18 protein-coding genes are annotated in these 15,370 nt (G+C 62.9%); 5 read left to right on the top strand and 13 right to left on the bottom strand.

Annotation, left to right across the window (positions count from 1 at the left end; all coding sequences use genetic code 11):
* Window positions 1–128: 128 nt before the first annotated feature.
* A complete protein-coding gene (locus tag MGMSRV2_RS13995) occupies window positions 129–1,004 on the bottom strand; it encodes a branched-chain amino acid aminotransferase (RefSeq protein ID WP_024081008.1) in 876 nt (291 codons plus the stop codon).
* A gap of 84 nt (window positions 1,005–1,088) precedes the next feature.
* On the opposite strand from MGMSRV2_RS13995, the gene MGMSRV2_RS13990 reads away from it, so the two are divergent.
* From MGMSRV2_RS13990 to MGMSRV2_RS13980, 3 genes are read left to right on the top strand one after another with little or no spacing between them, the layout of a single operon-like run.
* Window positions 1,089–1,586, top strand: coding sequence for a MarR family winged helix-turn-helix transcriptional regulator (locus MGMSRV2_RS13990; protein WP_024081007.1), 498 nt, complete (start codon window positions 1,089–1,091; stop codon window positions 1,584–1,586).
* A gap of 12 nt (window positions 1,587–1,598) precedes the next feature.
* On the top strand, window positions 1,599–2,282 hold the full coding sequence (locus MGMSRV2_RS13985) for a response regulator (protein ID WP_024081006.1): 684 nt from the start codon (window positions 1,599–1,601) through the stop codon (window positions 2,280–2,282).
* 1 nt (window position 2,283) lies between these two features.
* On the top strand, window positions 2,284–3,609 hold the full coding sequence (locus MGMSRV2_RS13980; RefSeq protein ID WP_024081005.1) for an ATP-binding protein: 1,326 nt from the start codon (window positions 2,284–2,286) through the stop codon (window positions 3,607–3,609).
* On the opposite strand, the gene MGMSRV2_RS13975 is transcribed toward MGMSRV2_RS13980, so the two are convergent.
* The 10 genes from MGMSRV2_RS13975 to petA form a co-directional block, all read right to left on the bottom strand.
* The gene (locus MGMSRV2_RS13975) at window positions 3,593–4,234 is read right to left on the bottom strand and encodes a class II aldolase/adducin family protein (protein WP_024081004.1); all 642 of its coding nucleotides are present in this window, start codon (window positions 4,232–4,234) and stop codon (window positions 3,593–3,595) included. The genes MGMSRV2_RS13980 and MGMSRV2_RS13975 overlap by 17 nt on opposite strands.
* A 1-nt stretch (window position 4,235) precedes the next feature.
* Window positions 4,236–5,342 carry an S-methyl-5-thioribose-1-phosphate isomerase gene (gene mtnA / locus MGMSRV2_RS13970; protein WP_024081003.1) on the bottom strand — a complete coding sequence of 369 codons (1,107 nt, stop codon included), beginning with the start codon at window positions 5,340–5,342 and terminating at the stop codon, window positions 4,236–4,238.
* Window positions 5,343–5,764: 422 nt separating this feature from the next.
* Window positions 5,765–6,640 (bottom strand): S-methyl-5'-thioadenosine phosphorylase, encoded by an 876-nt coding sequence (locus MGMSRV2_RS13960; protein ID WP_024081001.1) that lies wholly within the window; start codon window positions 6,638–6,640, stop codon window positions 5,765–5,767.
* Window positions 6,641–6,721: 81 nt separating this feature from the next.
* Entirely contained in the window at window positions 6,722–7,327 is a 606-nt protein-coding gene (locus MGMSRV2_RS13955) for a NapC/NirT family cytochrome c (RefSeq protein ID WP_024081000.1), read from the bottom strand.
* A gap of 71 nt (window positions 7,328–7,398) precedes the next feature.
* Window positions 7,399–8,112: a c-type cytochrome gene (locus tag MGMSRV2_RS13950; RefSeq protein WP_024080999.1), complete on the bottom strand. Its 714-nt coding sequence runs from the start codon at window positions 8,110–8,112 to the stop codon at window positions 7,399–7,401.
* Window positions 8,113–8,164: 52 nt separating this feature from the next.
* Entirely contained in the window at window positions 8,165–9,208 is a 1,044-nt protein-coding gene (locus tag MGMSRV2_RS13945; RefSeq protein WP_024080998.1) for a sensor histidine kinase, read from the bottom strand.
* Window positions 9,205–9,885, bottom strand: coding sequence for a response regulator transcription factor (locus MGMSRV2_RS13940; RefSeq protein WP_024080997.1), 681 nt, complete (start codon window positions 9,883–9,885; stop codon window positions 9,205–9,207). The genes MGMSRV2_RS13945 and MGMSRV2_RS13940 overlap by 4 nt, the downstream gene beginning before the upstream one ends.
* A gap of 153 nt (window positions 9,886–10,038) precedes the next feature.
* Complete coding sequence (locus MGMSRV2_RS13935; RefSeq protein WP_041633643.1) at window positions 10,039–10,806, bottom strand: cytochrome c1; 768 nt, start codon at window positions 10,804–10,806, stop codon at window positions 10,039–10,041.
* Window positions 10,806–12,023: a cytochrome b gene (locus tag MGMSRV2_RS13930; RefSeq protein WP_041633642.1), complete on the bottom strand. Its 1,218-nt coding sequence runs from the start codon at window positions 12,021–12,023 to the stop codon at window positions 10,806–10,808. Before MGMSRV2_RS13930 ends, MGMSRV2_RS13935 begins: the two co-directional genes overlap by 1 nt.
* A gap of 9 nt (window positions 12,024–12,032) precedes the next feature.
* Window positions 12,033–12,587: a ubiquinol-cytochrome c reductase iron-sulfur subunit gene (gene petA / locus MGMSRV2_RS13925; protein ID WP_024080996.1), complete on the bottom strand. Its 555-nt coding sequence runs from the start codon at window positions 12,585–12,587 to the stop codon at window positions 12,033–12,035.
* Window positions 12,588–12,747: 160 nt separating this feature from the next.
* Between petA and MGMSRV2_RS13920 the strand changes: the two genes are divergently transcribed.
* Window positions 12,748–13,218, top strand: a complete 471-nt coding sequence (locus tag MGMSRV2_RS13920) for a tRNA (cytidine(34)-2'-O)-methyltransferase (protein ID WP_024080995.1) — start codon at window positions 12,748–12,750, stop codon at window positions 13,216–13,218.
* Window positions 13,215–13,919 carry a class I SAM-dependent methyltransferase gene (locus MGMSRV2_RS13915; RefSeq protein ID WP_024080994.1) on the top strand — a complete coding sequence of 235 codons (705 nt, stop codon included), beginning with the start codon at window positions 13,215–13,217 and terminating at the stop codon, window positions 13,917–13,919. Before MGMSRV2_RS13920 ends, MGMSRV2_RS13915 begins: the two co-directional genes overlap by 4 nt.
* On the opposite strand, the gene MGMSRV2_RS13910 is transcribed toward MGMSRV2_RS13915, so the two are convergent.
* A complete protein-coding gene (locus tag MGMSRV2_RS13910) occupies window positions 13,916–14,434 on the bottom strand; it encodes a dihydrofolate reductase family protein (RefSeq protein ID WP_024080993.1) in 519 nt (172 codons plus the stop codon). The two genes, MGMSRV2_RS13915 and MGMSRV2_RS13910, sit on opposite strands and share 4 nt — an antisense overlap.
* A gap of 3 nt (window positions 14,435–14,437) precedes the next feature.
* Window positions 14,438–15,364: a ribose-phosphate pyrophosphokinase gene (locus MGMSRV2_RS13905; protein WP_024080992.1), complete on the bottom strand. Its 927-nt coding sequence runs from the start codon at window positions 15,362–15,364 to the stop codon at window positions 14,438–14,440.
* Between the last annotated feature and the right edge of the window lie 6 nt (window positions 15,365–15,370).

Raw genomic sequence — 15,370 nt, 5'->3', positions numbered from 1 at the left:
ACCGGTGCAAAACCCCGTACCGGTAGGCGCGGATGACGAATCCCCTGACTGATAGTATTATGAAAGGCCGGCGTTGCAAACACCGGCCTTTCGCAAAACTGATAATTTTCTCTGATGCTTTGGGATAATTAAGAACGCACTAAAGCATCGTAATCACTAATGAGCGTCTTGCTGATTTCCCCTGGCGTGAATGTGTAGGGTCCAATTTCGCGCACAGGCGTGACTTCGGCGGCGGTGCCGGTCAGGAAGCATTCCGTCGCCTTGCTCATGTCCTCGGGCATGATGGCCCGTTCGATCACCTTCAGACCGCGCTTTTTGGCGATGTCGATGACCGTACGCCGGGTGATGCCGTCCAGGAAGCAATCGGGGGTGGGGGTGTGCAACTCGCCATCGAAGACGAAGAAAACGTTGGCGCCGGTGGCTTCGGCCACCTGACCGCGATAATCCAGCATCAGCGAGTCCTCATAGCCGTCGGCCTCGGCCTTGTGCTTGCTCATGGTGCAGATCATGTAAAGGCCGGCAGCCTTCGATGCGGTCGGCGCGGTCTGGGGATGCGGGCGACGCCATTCACTGATGTTGAGGCGGATGCCGCGCATGCGGGCCTCGGGCGACCAATAGCTGGGCCACACCCAGCAGGCGATGGCCAGATGGATCTTGTTGGCCTGGGCGGCGACACCCATCATTTCCGAGCCGCGCCAGGCGATGGGGCGGACATAGCCGTCGACGATATTGTTGGCCTTGACCGTCTCATTGGTGGCGGCGTCGATTTCGGCGGCGCTGAAGGGAACCTTCATGCCCAGGATTTCGCCCGACTTGACCAGTCGCTCCGAGTGCTCGGTCAGCTTGAACACCTTGCCGCCGTAAACCCGCTCGCCCTCGAATACCGCCGAGCCGTAATGCAGGCCGTGGGTGAGAACATGCACCTTGGCGTCGCGCCAGGGGGTCAGTTTGCCGTCGAACCAGATGAAGCCGTCGCGATCGTGGAAGGGGACTAGGTCAGCCATGATATTCCGTCCGATAGGAGTGAAACGTCAGAAAATTACCCTTTGCTCTTGCCACGCGTAACATTTTGAGAGATATATGTCAACATGACTGACGTAAAGACGCCCATCAATCCGTTGTTCCTGCGCGAAGAAGAATTGCGCCAGGGCATCGAATTGCTGTTTTTCGCCTATCGCGACTTCACCGCCGAGCCCGACGCCATCCTGGCCGAATACGGCTTCGGGCGGGCGCACCACCGCGTCATCTATTTCGTCGGGCGCAATCCGGGCATGACGGTGTCGGATTTGCTGGCCATTTTACGCATCACCAAGCAATCCCTGTCCCGCGTTTTGGGGCAATTGGTGGACGAGGGCTTCATCACCCAGCGTCCCGGCGTGCACGACCGCCGCCAACGTCTGCTGGAATTGACGGAAAAAGGCACCGAGCTTGAACGGCAATTGACCGAACGCCAGCGCGCCCGCTTCGCCCGCGCCTACCGCGAGGCCGGGGCCGAGGCGGTGGAGGGGTTCCGCAAGGTCATGCTGGGGCTGATCGATGAGGCCGACCGCCCCCGCTTTCCGTCGCGCGGTCCCGGCTGGCGCTAACAGGGGGCGATCATGGACGACAAGCCGCATATCCTGGTGGTCGACGACGATGACCGGCTGCGGCAATTGCTGCGCAAATACCTGTCCGATAACGGTTATCTGGTGACCACCGCCGCCTCCGCCGCCGAGGCCAGGGCCAAGCTGGCGGTGGTCGAAGCCGATCTGATGGTGTTGGACGTGATGATGCCGGGCGAGGACGGCCTGAGCCTGACCCGCGATTTGCGCGGCCAAAGCGCCCTTCCCATTCTGCTGCTGACCGCCATGGGCGAGTCCGAGGACCGCATCTCGGGGCTGGAATCGGGGGCCGACGATTATCTGACCAAACCGTTCGAGCCCAGGGAGTTGCTGCTGCGCATCGCCTCGATCCTGCGCCGCACTCCCAAGGTCGAGGGGATTGCGGTCAAGCTCTTGGGTTTGGGCGCTTTCGTCTGGGATCCGGTGCGGGCCGAACTGCGCCAAGGCGACGAGGTGGTGCATCTGACCACCGGCGAGCGGGAATTGCTGGGTATCCTGGCCGAGGCCGCCGGTCAGGCGGTCAGCCGCGACGATTTGGCCAACCGCACCGGCAACGATGCCAATCCCCGCGCCGTTGACGTCCAGGTCACCCGCCTGCGCAAAAAACTGGAAGACGATCCCCGTCTGCCGCGCTATCTGCAAACCGTGCGCGGCCAAGGCTATATGTTGAGGCCCGACTAGGATGGCGCAGCCCGAACGCTGGTTCAAACGCATCCTGCCGCAAGGTCTGCTGGGGCGCTCGCTGCTGATCATCGTCACCCCGCTGATCGTGGTGCAGTTGGTGTCCACCTACATCTTCTATGCCAGCCACTGGGACACGGTGGCGCGGCGGTTGTCGGCTGGGCTGGCCGGCGATATTGGCGCGGTGATTGAAAGCGTGCGGGCTTTCCCCGCACCGGAAGACCGCTTGCGGGTGTTCGGCATCGCCGCCAACAAGATGGATCTGGACATGCGTTTCCAGACCGGCGGCATCCTGCCCAACACGCCGCCGGAACCGCCGCGCGGTTTGATGGAACAGGCCCTGCACGACGCGCTGAACGATCGGGTGCAGCGCCCCTTCATGGTCGACGCCCGCTCGTTCGAGCGCGAGGTGGCGGTGCGGGTGCAATTGTCCGATGGATTGTTGGAAGTCTTCGTGCCGCGCAAGCGCCTGTTCAGTTCCACCACCTATATTTTTGTGCTGTGGATGGTCGGCACCTCCATGCTGTTGTTGGGCATCGCCACGGTGTTCATGCGCAATCAGGTGCGCTCGGTGCGCAAGCTGGCGGTGGCCGCCGACGCCTTCGGCAAGGGCCGCGATATCCCCCATTTCAAGCCCGAGGGCGCCACCGAGGTGCGCCAAGCGGCCCAGGCCTTCAACCTGATGCAGGATCGCATCAAGCGGCAGATGCAGCAGCGCACCGAAATGCTGGCCGGGGTGTCGCACGATTTGCGGACGCCGCTCACCCGGATGAAGCTGCAATTGGCCATGCTGGGCGAGGTGGACGGTCGGGCCGAGTTGGAAGAAGACGTGGCGGAAATGGAACAGATGGTCGAGGGCTATCTGGCCTTTGTCCGCGGCGAAGGCGGCGAGGCGACCACTCCCACCGATCTGGCCGCCCTGGTCGACGAGGTGGTGTCGCGCTATCGCCGTGAGGGGCGTGAGCTGGATTTGCATGTCGAGGACAGTCTGGTCATGCCGCTGAAGCCGCAAGCCATGGCCCGGGTGATTTCCAACCTGATCGGCAACGCCCATCGCTATGGTGGTCATGTCTGGGTACGGGTGGGCAAGCGGGCCGAGGCGGCTGAAATCATCGTCGACGACGATGGACCCGGCATCCCGGTGGAAAGCCGGGAACAGGTGTTCAAACCATTTTTCCGGCTGGAACGGTCGCGCAATCTGGCCACCGGCGGAGTCGGCCTGGGTCTGACCATCGCCCGCGATATTGTTCGCGGCCATGGCGGCGACGTGCTGCTGGAAGACAGTCCCCTGGGCGGATTGCGGGCGCGGGTCAGGCTGCCGTTATAGGGGCTTGCGCGTTGGCGCCATAGGATTTGAATTTTTCCAGCACCACCGCCATCTCTGCCGCCGGCAGCACCGGCGGTTCGCCCAGGGGCAGCAGACGCAGATAGAGATCGGCCAGGAACTCCACTTCCACCGCGATGTCCACCGCCTGGGCCAAATCCTTGCCGATACTGATCATGCCATGATGGCCCAGCAGGCAGGCGCGGCGATCGGTCAAGGCGGCGAGCGCCGCATCCGACAATTCCTGGGTGCCGAAGGTGGCGTAAGGGGCGCAGCGCACGTCGACGCCGCCGGCGATGGCCACCATGTAATGGAAGGCAGGCAAGGTCTTGCCCAAGACCGCCAGGGCGGTGGCGGCGGGGGAATGGCAATGGACCACGGCATGGGCATCGGCGCGGGCGGCATAGATGTCGCGGTGGAACCGCCATTCGCTCGACGGCTTCCACGCCCCCGACCAAGCGCCATCCATATCCATGCTGACCAGTTGGTCGGGGCGCAGCACATCCGCCGAAACCCCGGACGGGGTGATGGTGAAGCAGCCCTCGCCGCGCAGCGAAACATTGCCCGAGGCGCCCTGGTTCAGACCGCGCTCGGCCAGCAGACGGACGGCATCGACGATGCTTTGCATGTCAGCCGTTCCGTTCCGGGAACAGGCCGCGCAGGCCTTCGGGGCTGGCGGCGCAAATTCCGCGTTCGGTGATCAGGCCGCTGACCAGTCGGGCCGGAGTGACGTCGAAACCCCAATTGCCCGCCGGGCTGCCGTCGGGAGTGACCTGGACGCTGACGATGCTGCCGTCGGCGGCCTTGCCGGTCATGTGGGTTTGCTCGGCGGCATCGCGTTCCTCGATGGGGATTTCCTTGATGCCGTCGGCGACACTCCAGTCGATGGTCGGGCTGGGCAGGGCGACATAGAACGGTACGGCATTATCCTTGGCCGCCAGCGCCTTCAGATAGGTACCGATCTTGTTGCAGACGTCGCCGTTGCTGGTGACCCGGTCGGTGCCGACGATGCACAGATCGACCATGCCATGCTGCATCAGATGGCCGCCGGTATTGTCGGCGATCACCGTATGCGGCACGCCGTGCCAGTTCAGTTCGCGCGCGGTCAGGGATGCGCCCTGGTTGCGCGGGCGGGTTTCATCCACCCACACATGCACCGGGATGCCGGCATCGTGAGCCTTGTAGATAGGGGCGATGGCGGTGCCCCAATCCACCGTGGCCAGCCAGCCGGCATTGCAATGGGTCAGCACGTTGACACGGTCGGCGCCGCGGGCGCGGCGGGCGCTTTCCCAGGCGGCCTGGATCAGGGTGGCGCCATTATCGCCGATGGCGGAATTGATGGCGACATCCTCGTCGCAGATTTCGGCGGCCCGTGCATAGGCGGCGGCCATGCGTTGATCTTCCGGCACCTTGCCCAGGGCGGTGATCATTTGATCCAGCGCCCATTTCAGATTGATGGCGGTGGGGCGGGTGGCATGCAGGATGTTGTAGGCCACCGTCAACGCCAGATCAGAGCTGTTGGCCCGCGCGGCCAAAGCCATGCCATAGGCGGCGGTGGCGCCGATCAGGGGGGCGCCGCGCACCAGCATGGCCTTGATGGCATGGGCGGCATCAGCCAGACTTTCCAGCCGCACATTCACCAATTCATGCGGCAGGCGGGTCTGGTCGATGATTTCCACCGCCCAGCCATCTTTTGCCGGCCAGATGGTGCGGGTGGGGGTGCCGTTGATCTTCATGCTGCGTCATCCTGGGGGAAAGTCTGAGCGACCTTACGAAAACCTCGACGTGGGCGCAATGGGGCGCCAGGGCCGGACCATCCTAAAGGTCATGGCGTGGTTCGGATGGTGCATATCCCTTTGCCACCATACCAACAAATAAAATCCGGGTATAAAGTTAGTATTACAGGACGCGCCCCAACGGGGTTGGCGTCCTTTTTTGTCTGGGGGGCGGAATAATGAATACGCAACGCCCGCATTGCGGTTGGGTCTTGGGACGAGGGCAGGCCAACGATTTGGATGGTCTGCATGATATATTGCTGTGCGCCACCCGGCGTGGTTGCGATGGTAGCGTGGAATGCAGCGAACGGGCCCTGGAGCTGGTGCTCAGTGCTACGCGCGCGCAAATCCGCCATGAATGTGGCGACGAGGATGTTTCCTGATTAACGCTTCAACAGACGACCGGCGACGGCGTCGAGCTTGCTGACCACGTTAGGATCACGCTTGTCGCCATGGGTGATGATGGCGTGTTCCAGCGCGGTATGGCAGCCCTTGGCGCAATTGCCCGACCGTCCGCCCACCTGGGGGACGATGGCCTTGACCAGGGCGCGGGCACGGTCGGCATTTTCCAGCAACACCTTGACCACCTGTTCCACCGTCACGGCGTCGTGATCGGGGTGCCAGCAATCATAATCGGTGACCATGGCGACGGTGGCGTAGCACATCTCGGCTTCGCGCGCCAACTTGGCCTCGGGCATGTTGGTCATGCCGATGACGTCGCAGCCCCATTGGCGGTACAGGTTGCTTTCCGCCTGCGTCGAGAATTGCGGTCCCTCCATCACCAGATAGGTGCCGCCGCGCACGGCGACGATGCCGGCATCCTTGGCCGCCTGCTCGATGATGTCGCCCAGGCGTCCGCACACCGGATGGGCCATGGACACATGGGCGACCAAGCCGGTTTCAAAGAATGATTTGGTGCGGGCGAAGGTGCGGTCGATGAACTGGTCGACGATGACGAAGGTGCCGGGCGGCAATTCCTCCTTCAGCGAGCCCACCGCCGAGACCGAGACGATCTCGGTGACGCCGGCCCGCTTCAGGGCGTCGATATTGGCGCGATAATTAAGCTCTGACGGCGGGATACGGTGGCCGCGACCGTGACGGGGCAGGAAGACCAATTGTTGGCCGTTCAATTCGCCGAACAGCAAGTCGTCGGACGGTTGGCCGAAGGGGCTGTCGACGCGGCGCCATTGGGTGTTGGTCAGGCCGTCGATGTCGTAGACGCCGGAACCGCCGATGATGCCGAGAACGGGTTTGCTCATGTCTTCGCCCCTTGCAAGTGGTGCCCATGCCATAAAACAAAAAGCCCGCCATCGCAAGGATGGCGGGTGGCGGCGGCTTGCTTATTCGTCGTCGCGGGGGGGCAGGGGAAATTTGTGGGCGATGCCCTTGTGGCACTCGACGCAGGCCATGTTCTTGGGGGCGGCCTCCAACTGCATCTTCTGCTGCGATTCGGTGCGTTGCTTGTGGAATGCCATCGCCTGGTATTCGTGGCAATTGCGACATTCGCGCGAGTTGTTGGCTTTCATCGTCGCCCAGACGCGCTCGGCCAGTTGGCGGCGCTTGGCCTCGAATTTCTCGGGGGTGTCGACGGTGCCGGCCAGCTTGTGGAAGATTTCGCTGCTGGCTTGGATCTTGCGCAGCACTTTGGCTCCCCAATCCTTGGGCACATGGCAGTCGGCACAAACGGCGCGCACGCCAGAGGCATTCTCGTAATGCGGCGACTTTTTGTATTCCTGGTACACGGTGGTCTCCATCTCGTGACACGAGACGCAGAATTCCAAGGTGTTGGTGTATTCCATGAAGGTGTTGAAGCCCCCCCACAGCAAAACACCACCGATACCGCCGGCAATCAGGATGGCGCCAAAGGACCAGCGGGCCGAAGGCGACGTAAAAGCGCGCCACAAACCGGCAAGCCAGTGCTTGCCGTCGGAACGATGTCTTGTCATGGCAGGGTCTCGTGCACGGAATAAAAGTAGGAAGACCCGACCGCTCCGATGGGGCGGTCGGGCATGGTTTCCTATTGCTGCGGCAGCGTCATCATATGGCTGACCAGATCGACGGCGATCTGCGGATCAAGCAGACGCAGCGACGGCATCGGCTGATTGGGCTGGCCATTCAAGACCTTATGCAGCATTTCCTGCGGGTTTTGCAGCGATCCCAGCGGCGGCGCGTTGGTGATCTTCTTACCGTCGGTGCCATGGCAGCCGGCGCACAGGGTGTTGAAATAGCCCTCGCCCTTGGCGGCGTCGCCCTTGGCCTTCTTGGCCGCGTAGTCGATATACTGGCTCATGTCGATCTGTCCCTTGGACACGAACAGGGCCAGATCCTGGGCATCCTTGGCCGACAGTTTCTGCTCGTCGTAGCCGTGGGCCGGGTTGCGCAGAATGGCGACGATGGCCGCCGGATCCTTGCCGGCGGCGCCGGTGATGCCGATGATGCCGGTGGCATGGCCACCCTTGGCATAGGCGCCGTCCTTGCCCTTGTAATCCCAGCCGTGACATTCCTTGCAACGCCAGGACGAATCCTGCGCGTATTTTCCGGCCTTGTCCGGATAGGCCGCGTGCGGGGTCTTGGGGGCGTCGGCCTTGGTTTCGACCCAGAACTTGTCGTAAAGGCGTCCGCCGCGCGAGATGGAAGAGGCTTCCTCCGCCGCCTGCGCCACCGTTGTCACCGCCGCCGTGGTCAAGGCCAGAGCCAGCGTTGCGTTGCGGATGAGGTTGAGAATGCGCATGTCCATTTCCCCCTATATTGTTCTTAGGGAAATATGCGCCTCCAACCTTACCTCAACCTGACGGCGTCGGCGCCGCCGACAGGTCGACGACGAAATCGGCCCCACCGCCGGGGCGGTCATGGACGGACAATGTGCCGCCATGCAGGGCGATGGCCTCGGCGGCGATGCCCAGACCCAGGCCGGCGCCGCGATGGTTGCTGTTGTTCAGGCGGCGGAAGGGATGAAAGATTTCCGTCTTCAGCCCGTCGGCGACACCGGGGCCGCGATCCAGCACATGGATGATGCCGCTGTCGTCCAAAACCACCTCGACGCTGGTTCCTGGCGGTGCCACGTGTACGGCGTTGTCGACGATGTTGCGCAAGGCGTCTTCCAGCAGCACTTCGTTGCCGCGAGCCAGTACCGTCGTCGTACCGGCGCTGTAGCCAAGATCGCAGCCGGCGGCCAGGGCCAGCGGGAACAGATCGGCCACCACCCGGCGACAGATAATGTCCAGGTCAACGCGGGCATCAAGCGGCACTTGGCCCATCTCCAGTCTGGCGATACCCAGTAATTGATCGACGATTTTGGTCATGCGACCGATGTCGGACAGCAGCGCCCGCGCCTGCGGTCCGGTCTCACGCGAACAGCGGGCTTTCAGCACCGCCAGCGGCGTGCGCAGTTCGTGGGCGGCGTTGGCGGTAAAGCGTTTTTGACTTTCAAAGCCGCGCTCCAACCGGTCCAATCCAGCATTGATGGCGTCGACCAGCGGATGCAATTCCTTGGGGGTTGCCGTGCTGGGCAGACGGACGCCCAGATGTGACGGGTCGAAGGCGGCGGCTTTGCGGGTGGCGGCGTCGATCTGGGCCAGGCTGCGGCGGACGGTCAGCTTGGTGATCAACGTGGTGGCGATAAACAGCGGGACAACCAGGGGAAGGACGTCGGTGACCAGTTCATGCAGCAGCCACGCCCCCATTGTTCCCAAATTGCCCTCGGCATCGTGTTTGACGTAGCCGCGCCACAGGAAATAGGGAATGTTGGCGGCGAGAACGACGGCGTGGGCGGCAATCAGACGCGACACCAGCCGCGACCTCAGGGAATAAGGGGCAATTGCGCTCATGACTTGTCCCCTTCGGCCAGCATATAGCCGACACCGCGGATGGTGTGGATGGTGACCGACGAGCCCTTGTCGGCCAAAATCCGGCGCAGGCGCGAGATGCTGGCTTCGAGCGCGTTGGAATCGATCTGGTCATCGATGCTGTAAAGACGGGTCTCGATGGCCGGACGCGACACCACCCGGCCCGCCGATCGCATCAGCACATCCAGCAAGGTGATCAGCCGCCGCGCCAGCAGCAGCGGCTCGCCGGCGATGGTGGCCGTGCCCTGAAAAGCGTCAAGGACGATGTCGCCGATGACCTGCTCGTTTTTCAGCGTCTTGCCCGGACGGCGCAGCAAGGCGCGCAGGCGGGCGGCCAGTTCCAGCAGGCTGTAGGGTTTGATCAGGTAATCGTCAACGCCGGAATCCAGGCCGCGCACCCGGTCGCACACTTGATCGCGGGCGGTGGCCGCCAGGACCGGAATGTCCATACCGCGGGCGCGCAGACGCGGGATCAACTCCAGGCCATCACCATCGGGCAGGCTACGGTCCAGGATGATGGCGTCATACACCACCGTTTCCAGCAACGATCGGGCATCTTCCAGCGTGGCGGTGTGATCGACGACGAACAGAAGTTGCTGCAAGTAGGTGCGGACCAACTCGGCCAACTCGGCTTCGTCTTCGATCAAAAGAATGCGCATGTGGATTCCGGGCGAGGGGCGATACCAAGGTCAGGGTGTCATGTTTGGCCAAGGGCTGTCCATCGCCCGAGGCAACAAAAAGGCCGCCATCCCAGGGATGGCGGCCAATCTGTCAATAGCCTGCCGGAGCGGGCCGGTCCGGCATGAGCCGGATCAGTGCAGGTTCTTCCAGATCTGACGCTTGAGCGCGTACAGCAAGGCGGTGAACACCGCCAGGAAGATCATGACCTTCAGGCCCATGGACTTACGCTCGTTCAACTCGGGCTCGGCGGCCCAGTTGAGGAAGGCGGTGACGTCGCGGGCCAGCTGTTCCGGCGACGCCTTGGTGCCGTCGGAATAGGTGATCAGGTCTTCCATCAGCTGCGGCGGCATGCCGATGGCATTACCGGGGAAGTACGTGTTGTAGTACTTGCCCTCGGGGATGACCACGCCATGCGGCGCTTCTTCCTTGAAGCCCAGCATCAGGCTGTAGATGTAGTTCGGACCGCCAACGCGGGCCTTGGCCATCAACGACAGGTCGGGCGGCAGCGCCCCACCATTGGCGGCAGCCGCCGCCTTGTCGTTGGGGAAGGGGTTGATGTACTTGTCCGAAGCCCGACCGGCGCGCATGGACACGATGCCTTCGTCGTTGGGGGCATCGGCCACTTCGCGGGCGGCGGCCACGTCCTTGATCTGATCGGCGGTCAGGCCGACGGCGGACAGGTTGCGATAGGCAACCAGACGCAGACCATGGCAGTTCGAGCAGACCTGATTGAAGACCTCGAAGCCGCGCTTCAGTTCGGCCTGGTCGTAACGACCGAAAAAGCCGTCCCAGGAAAAACCGGGCTTCATCAGGGGCTCGCCACCACCGGCCGCCAGGGCGGCGCCGGAGGAAGCGAACAGGCCGGCGGCCGTCAGGGCGGAAAGGATGAGCTTACGCATTATGCCTTCTCCTTCAGCACGGCGGCCGAGATGCTGGCCGGCAGAGCCTTGGGCTTCTCGACCTTGCCCAACAAGGGCAGCAGGATCAGGAAGTGGGCGAAGTAGTAGACGGTGGCGATCTGGCTGGCCGGAACGTACCATCCTTCCGCCGGCTTGCCGCCCAGGTAACCCAGGAAGATGCAATTGGCGAAGAACAGCCAGAAGAACTGGCGGTAGATCGGACGGAACTTGGCCGAACGGACCTTGGAGCTGTCCAGCCAGGGCAGGAAGAACAGCACGATGATGGCCGCGAACATGGCCAGCACGCCCAAAAGCTTGTCGGGGACGGCGCGCAAGATGGCGTAGAACGGCAGGAAGTACCATTCGGGCACGATATGCGGCGGGGTCACCATCGGGTTGGCCGGAATGTAGTTGTCCGGTTCGCCGAAGAAGTTGGGAGCCCAGAAGACGAAGCCCAGGAAGAACATCAGGAACAGGCCGATGCCGAACAGGTCCTTGATGGTGTAATAGGGGTGGAAGGGGATGGAATCCGCTTCGCCCTTCATTTCCACGCCCAACGGGTTGTTGGACTTCACCGTGTGCAGCGCCCACACGTGCACCACCACCAGGCCGACGATGACGAACGGCAGCAGATAGTGCAGCGAGAAGAAGCGGTTCAGCGTCGGATTGTCGACGGCGAAACCACCCCACAGCAGGGTGACGATGTGCTCGCCCACCACCGGGAAGGCCGAGAACAGGTTGGTGATGACGGTGGCGCCCCAGAAGGACATCTGGCCCCAGGGCAGCACATAGCCCATGAAGGCGGTGGCCATCATCGCCAGGAAGATCAGGATACCGACCCACCACAGCACTTCACGCGGGGCCTTGTACGACCCGTAGTACATGTTGCGGAAGATGTGGACGTACACCAGGATGAAGAACATCGAGGCGCCGTTCATGTGCAGATACCGGATCAGCCATCCGTAATTCACGTCACGCATGATGCGTTCGACCGAGTCAAACGCCAGCGAGGTGTGCGACGAATAGTTCATGACCAGGAAAATGCCGGTCAGCAACATGATCACCAGCACGAACGCGGCGAGCGAGCCGAAGTTCCACCAGTAGTTCAGGTTGCGCGGGGTGGGGTAATCGATGGCAGAGTGCTGCATCATCGAGAAGATGGGCAGCCGCTCGTCCAGCCAGCTGATCACCTTGTTATTGGTCTGAAAACCGCTCATGGCCGATCCTTACCCGATGCGGATGGTGGTGTCGGAAGTAAAGGCATACTTCGGCACCGGAAGGTTCAACGGCGCCGGACCCTTGCGGATGCGTCCCGACGTATCGTAATGCGACCCGTGGCAGGGACAGAACCAGCCGCCGAAATCACCCTTGGGGTCGGCAGCCTTCTGACCCAGCGGCACGCAACCCAAATGGGTGCAAACGCCGATGACGATCAGCCATTCCGGCTTCTGCACGCGGGTGCCGTCGGCAGCCTTGTCGCGCAGATCGGCGGTATCGTCCTTGGCGGCGGCAGCGATGTCTTCAGCCGTGCGGTGACGCACGAAGACCGGCTTGCCCTGCCAAACGACGGTGATCGCCTGTCCAGGTTGGATGGCGGCAAGATCCACGTCGGTGGTGGACAATGCCAAAGTATCGGCGGCCGGGTTCATGCTGTGCACGAACGGCCACAGGGCGGCGGCGGTCCCGGCCGCGCCGACGGCGATGGTAGTATACAGCAGGAAATCCCGCCGAGACTGCCCATCCGTCGACGAGGGCTGGGCATGCGTAGCCGAATCAGCCATGACTAAACCTCTTGTTGGCCCGCGGAAGCGGCCCTATTAACCACATTGCCCCTTGTCTTTCAACAGGGGAGTCAAACGAACATAAGTATTTACTAATTAAGGTGGCCCCAGGTTGCTGGGCCGAACCCTACCTGTTCGGGTGGAGCATTGAGGATTCGCTATGGATTTGTTGCGCTTAGCCCTGTTTCAGCCCGATATTCCGCAAAATGCCGGGGCCTTGCTGCGGCTGTCCGCCTGCCTTGGAATTCCTTTGGAAATTATCGAGCCGTGCGGATTTTTGTGGGACGAAAAACGCATGCGTCGGGCCGGCATGGATTATGTCGATCACGCCCGCGTCACCCGTCACGCATCGTGGAATGCATTCCGGCAAAAACCGGGGGGACGGCTGGTGTTGCTGACCACCGCCGGCGGGACGCGTTTGGACCGCTTTTCCTTCCTGCCCGGTGATGTCATCATGATGGGGCGCGAAAGCGCCGGTGTTCCGCCCGAGGTGGCGGCGGATGCCGATGTCACCGTGCGTATTCCCATGGCGCCGGGTCTGCGTTCCCTGAACGTGGCCTTGGCGGCCACCTTGGCGGTGGGCGAGGGGTTGCGCCAGTTGAATGCCTATCCGCCGGAGGATTTGTCATGAGCGCCGATGCCAAGACCATGTTCGATGCCGAACGGGCCCAGGCTTACGACCGCCGGGTACGGGAAGCCATTCCCGGCTATGAAGCGCTGCATCAATTATCCTGCATGGTGCTGGCGGAAGTGACCGGCGGCCACGGCCGGGCATTGGTGGCCGGCGCCGGCACCGGCGGCGAATGCATCGCCCTGGCCCAGGCCTGCCCCGGACTGCAAGTGGTCGGTGTCGACCCGGCGGCCGACATGCTGGCCCATGCCGAACGCAAGGTGGCCGAGCACGGGTTGAACGCCCGCGTGCGGCTGTATCCGTCCAAGGTGTCGGACCTGCCGAAATTCGAACCCTTCGACGCTGCCACGCTGTTGCTGGTGTTGCACTTCCTGCCCGATGATGGGGCCAAGCTGGCCCTGCTGACCGATATCGCCCAGCACCTGAAGCCTGGCGCCCCCCTGGTCCAAGCCGATCTGTTCGGCCCGTCCTGGGACGAGCCGTGGCAATCGGAACTGCGGACTTTCTGGGGCCATTTGCAGAAATCGGCGGGTATCGGCGAAGACGATATCGCCCGCGGCTTCCGTCACGTGGACCGTGACATCCATCCGGTGACCGAGGAACGGTTGGCTGAATTGCTGGACCAAGCCGGCTTTGGACCGCCCAAGCCCTATTTCCGTGCGCTCTGCTTCGGCGGTTGGGTGTCGCGGCGGAAAGGTTAAGGGCGCAGATAGGTGCTGCGCACCACCCCTTGCGCCATGGTTTCACTGTCGGCCAGTCGCAACGACGTTCGTCGCCGTGACGGCAGGAAGCGAGGAATACCCTGGCCCAGCAGGATGGGGATGGTGAACAGATCGAGGTGGTCGATCAGGTCGGCGTCGAGGAAGGCGCGGACCGTCTGGGCGCCGCCATCGATGAAGATGTCGGCGCTGCATTGGCGCCTCAGGCGCTCGGTCAGCGCGGCAACATCGCCGGCGTGGCATTCCACCCCGGCGGGCGGAGACAACAGCGGGCGATGGGTCAGCACCACCACCCGTTTGCCTGGATAGGGCCAAGCCGGAAATCCGGCGATCAGGTCGAAGGTGGTGCGGCCAACCACCACGACCTCGACTTCGGCCATCAACCGGTCATAGCCGAAATCAGAGCCGTCATAGGGTTCCAGCCAGTCGAGGCAGCCATCGGCGGTGGCGATGTAGCCATCGACGCTGGCGGCCATGAACAGACGAACCCGAGACATGGTTCAGTCGAACAGACTGGAGACCGAGCGTTCTTCCGAGATGCGTTGGATGGATTCGGCCATCAGCGGCGCGATTGTGCTCTGGCGGATGTTGTGGGCTAGCTTCATCGCCTCGGTCGCCGGGATCGAATCGGTGATCACCAGTTCTTCCAGCGGGCTCGAGGTGACGCGGGCGACCGCGCCGCCCGACAGCACGCCGTGGGTGACGTAGGCGGAAACCGACACTGCGCCCGACTTCATCAAGGCTTCGGCGGCGTTGCACAGAGTGCCGGCGGAATCGACGATGTCGTCGACCAGGATGCAGCGGCGGCCCTTGACGTCGCCGATGATGTTCATCACCTCGGACACGCCGGCGCGTTCGCGCCGCTTGTCGATGATGGCCAGATCGGCGTCGATGCGGCTGGCGATGGCGCGGGCCCGGACCACGCCGCCCACGTCGGGCGACACGATCATGACGTTGTCATAGCGGGCGCGGATGTCGTTGACGAACACCGGGGCGGCATAAAGATTGTCGAGCGGGATGTCGAAGAAGCCCTGGATCTGGCCCGAATGCAGGTCCAGCGTGACCACGCGGTCGGCCCCGGCGGTGGTGATCAGATTGGCCACCAGCTTGGCCGAAATGGGCGTGCGCGGGCCGGACTTGCGGTCCTGGCGGGCATAGCCGAAATAGGGGATGACGGCGGTGATGCGCCGGGCCGAGCCGCGCTTCAACGCGTCCAGGGTGATCAGCAATTCCATCAAGTTATCGTTGGTCGGATAACAGGTGGACTGGATGACGAAAACATCCTCGCCGCGCACGTTCTCGTGCACTTCGACGAACACTTCCATGTCCGAGAACCGGCGCACGCTGGCCTTGGTGATGGACATGGTCATGTATTCGGCGATCGCTTCCGCGAGCGGGCGATTGCTGTTGCAGGCGAGGATTTTCATGGCTGG

It is taken from the genome of Magnetospirillum gryphiswaldense MSR-1 v2 (genome assembly GCF_000513295.1).
Taxonomy (GTDB): Bacteria; Pseudomonadota; Alphaproteobacteria; order Rhodospirillales; family Magnetospirillaceae; genus Magnetospirillum; species Magnetospirillum gryphiswaldense.
This window is presented reverse-complemented; position numbering and strand designations above follow the sequence as displayed.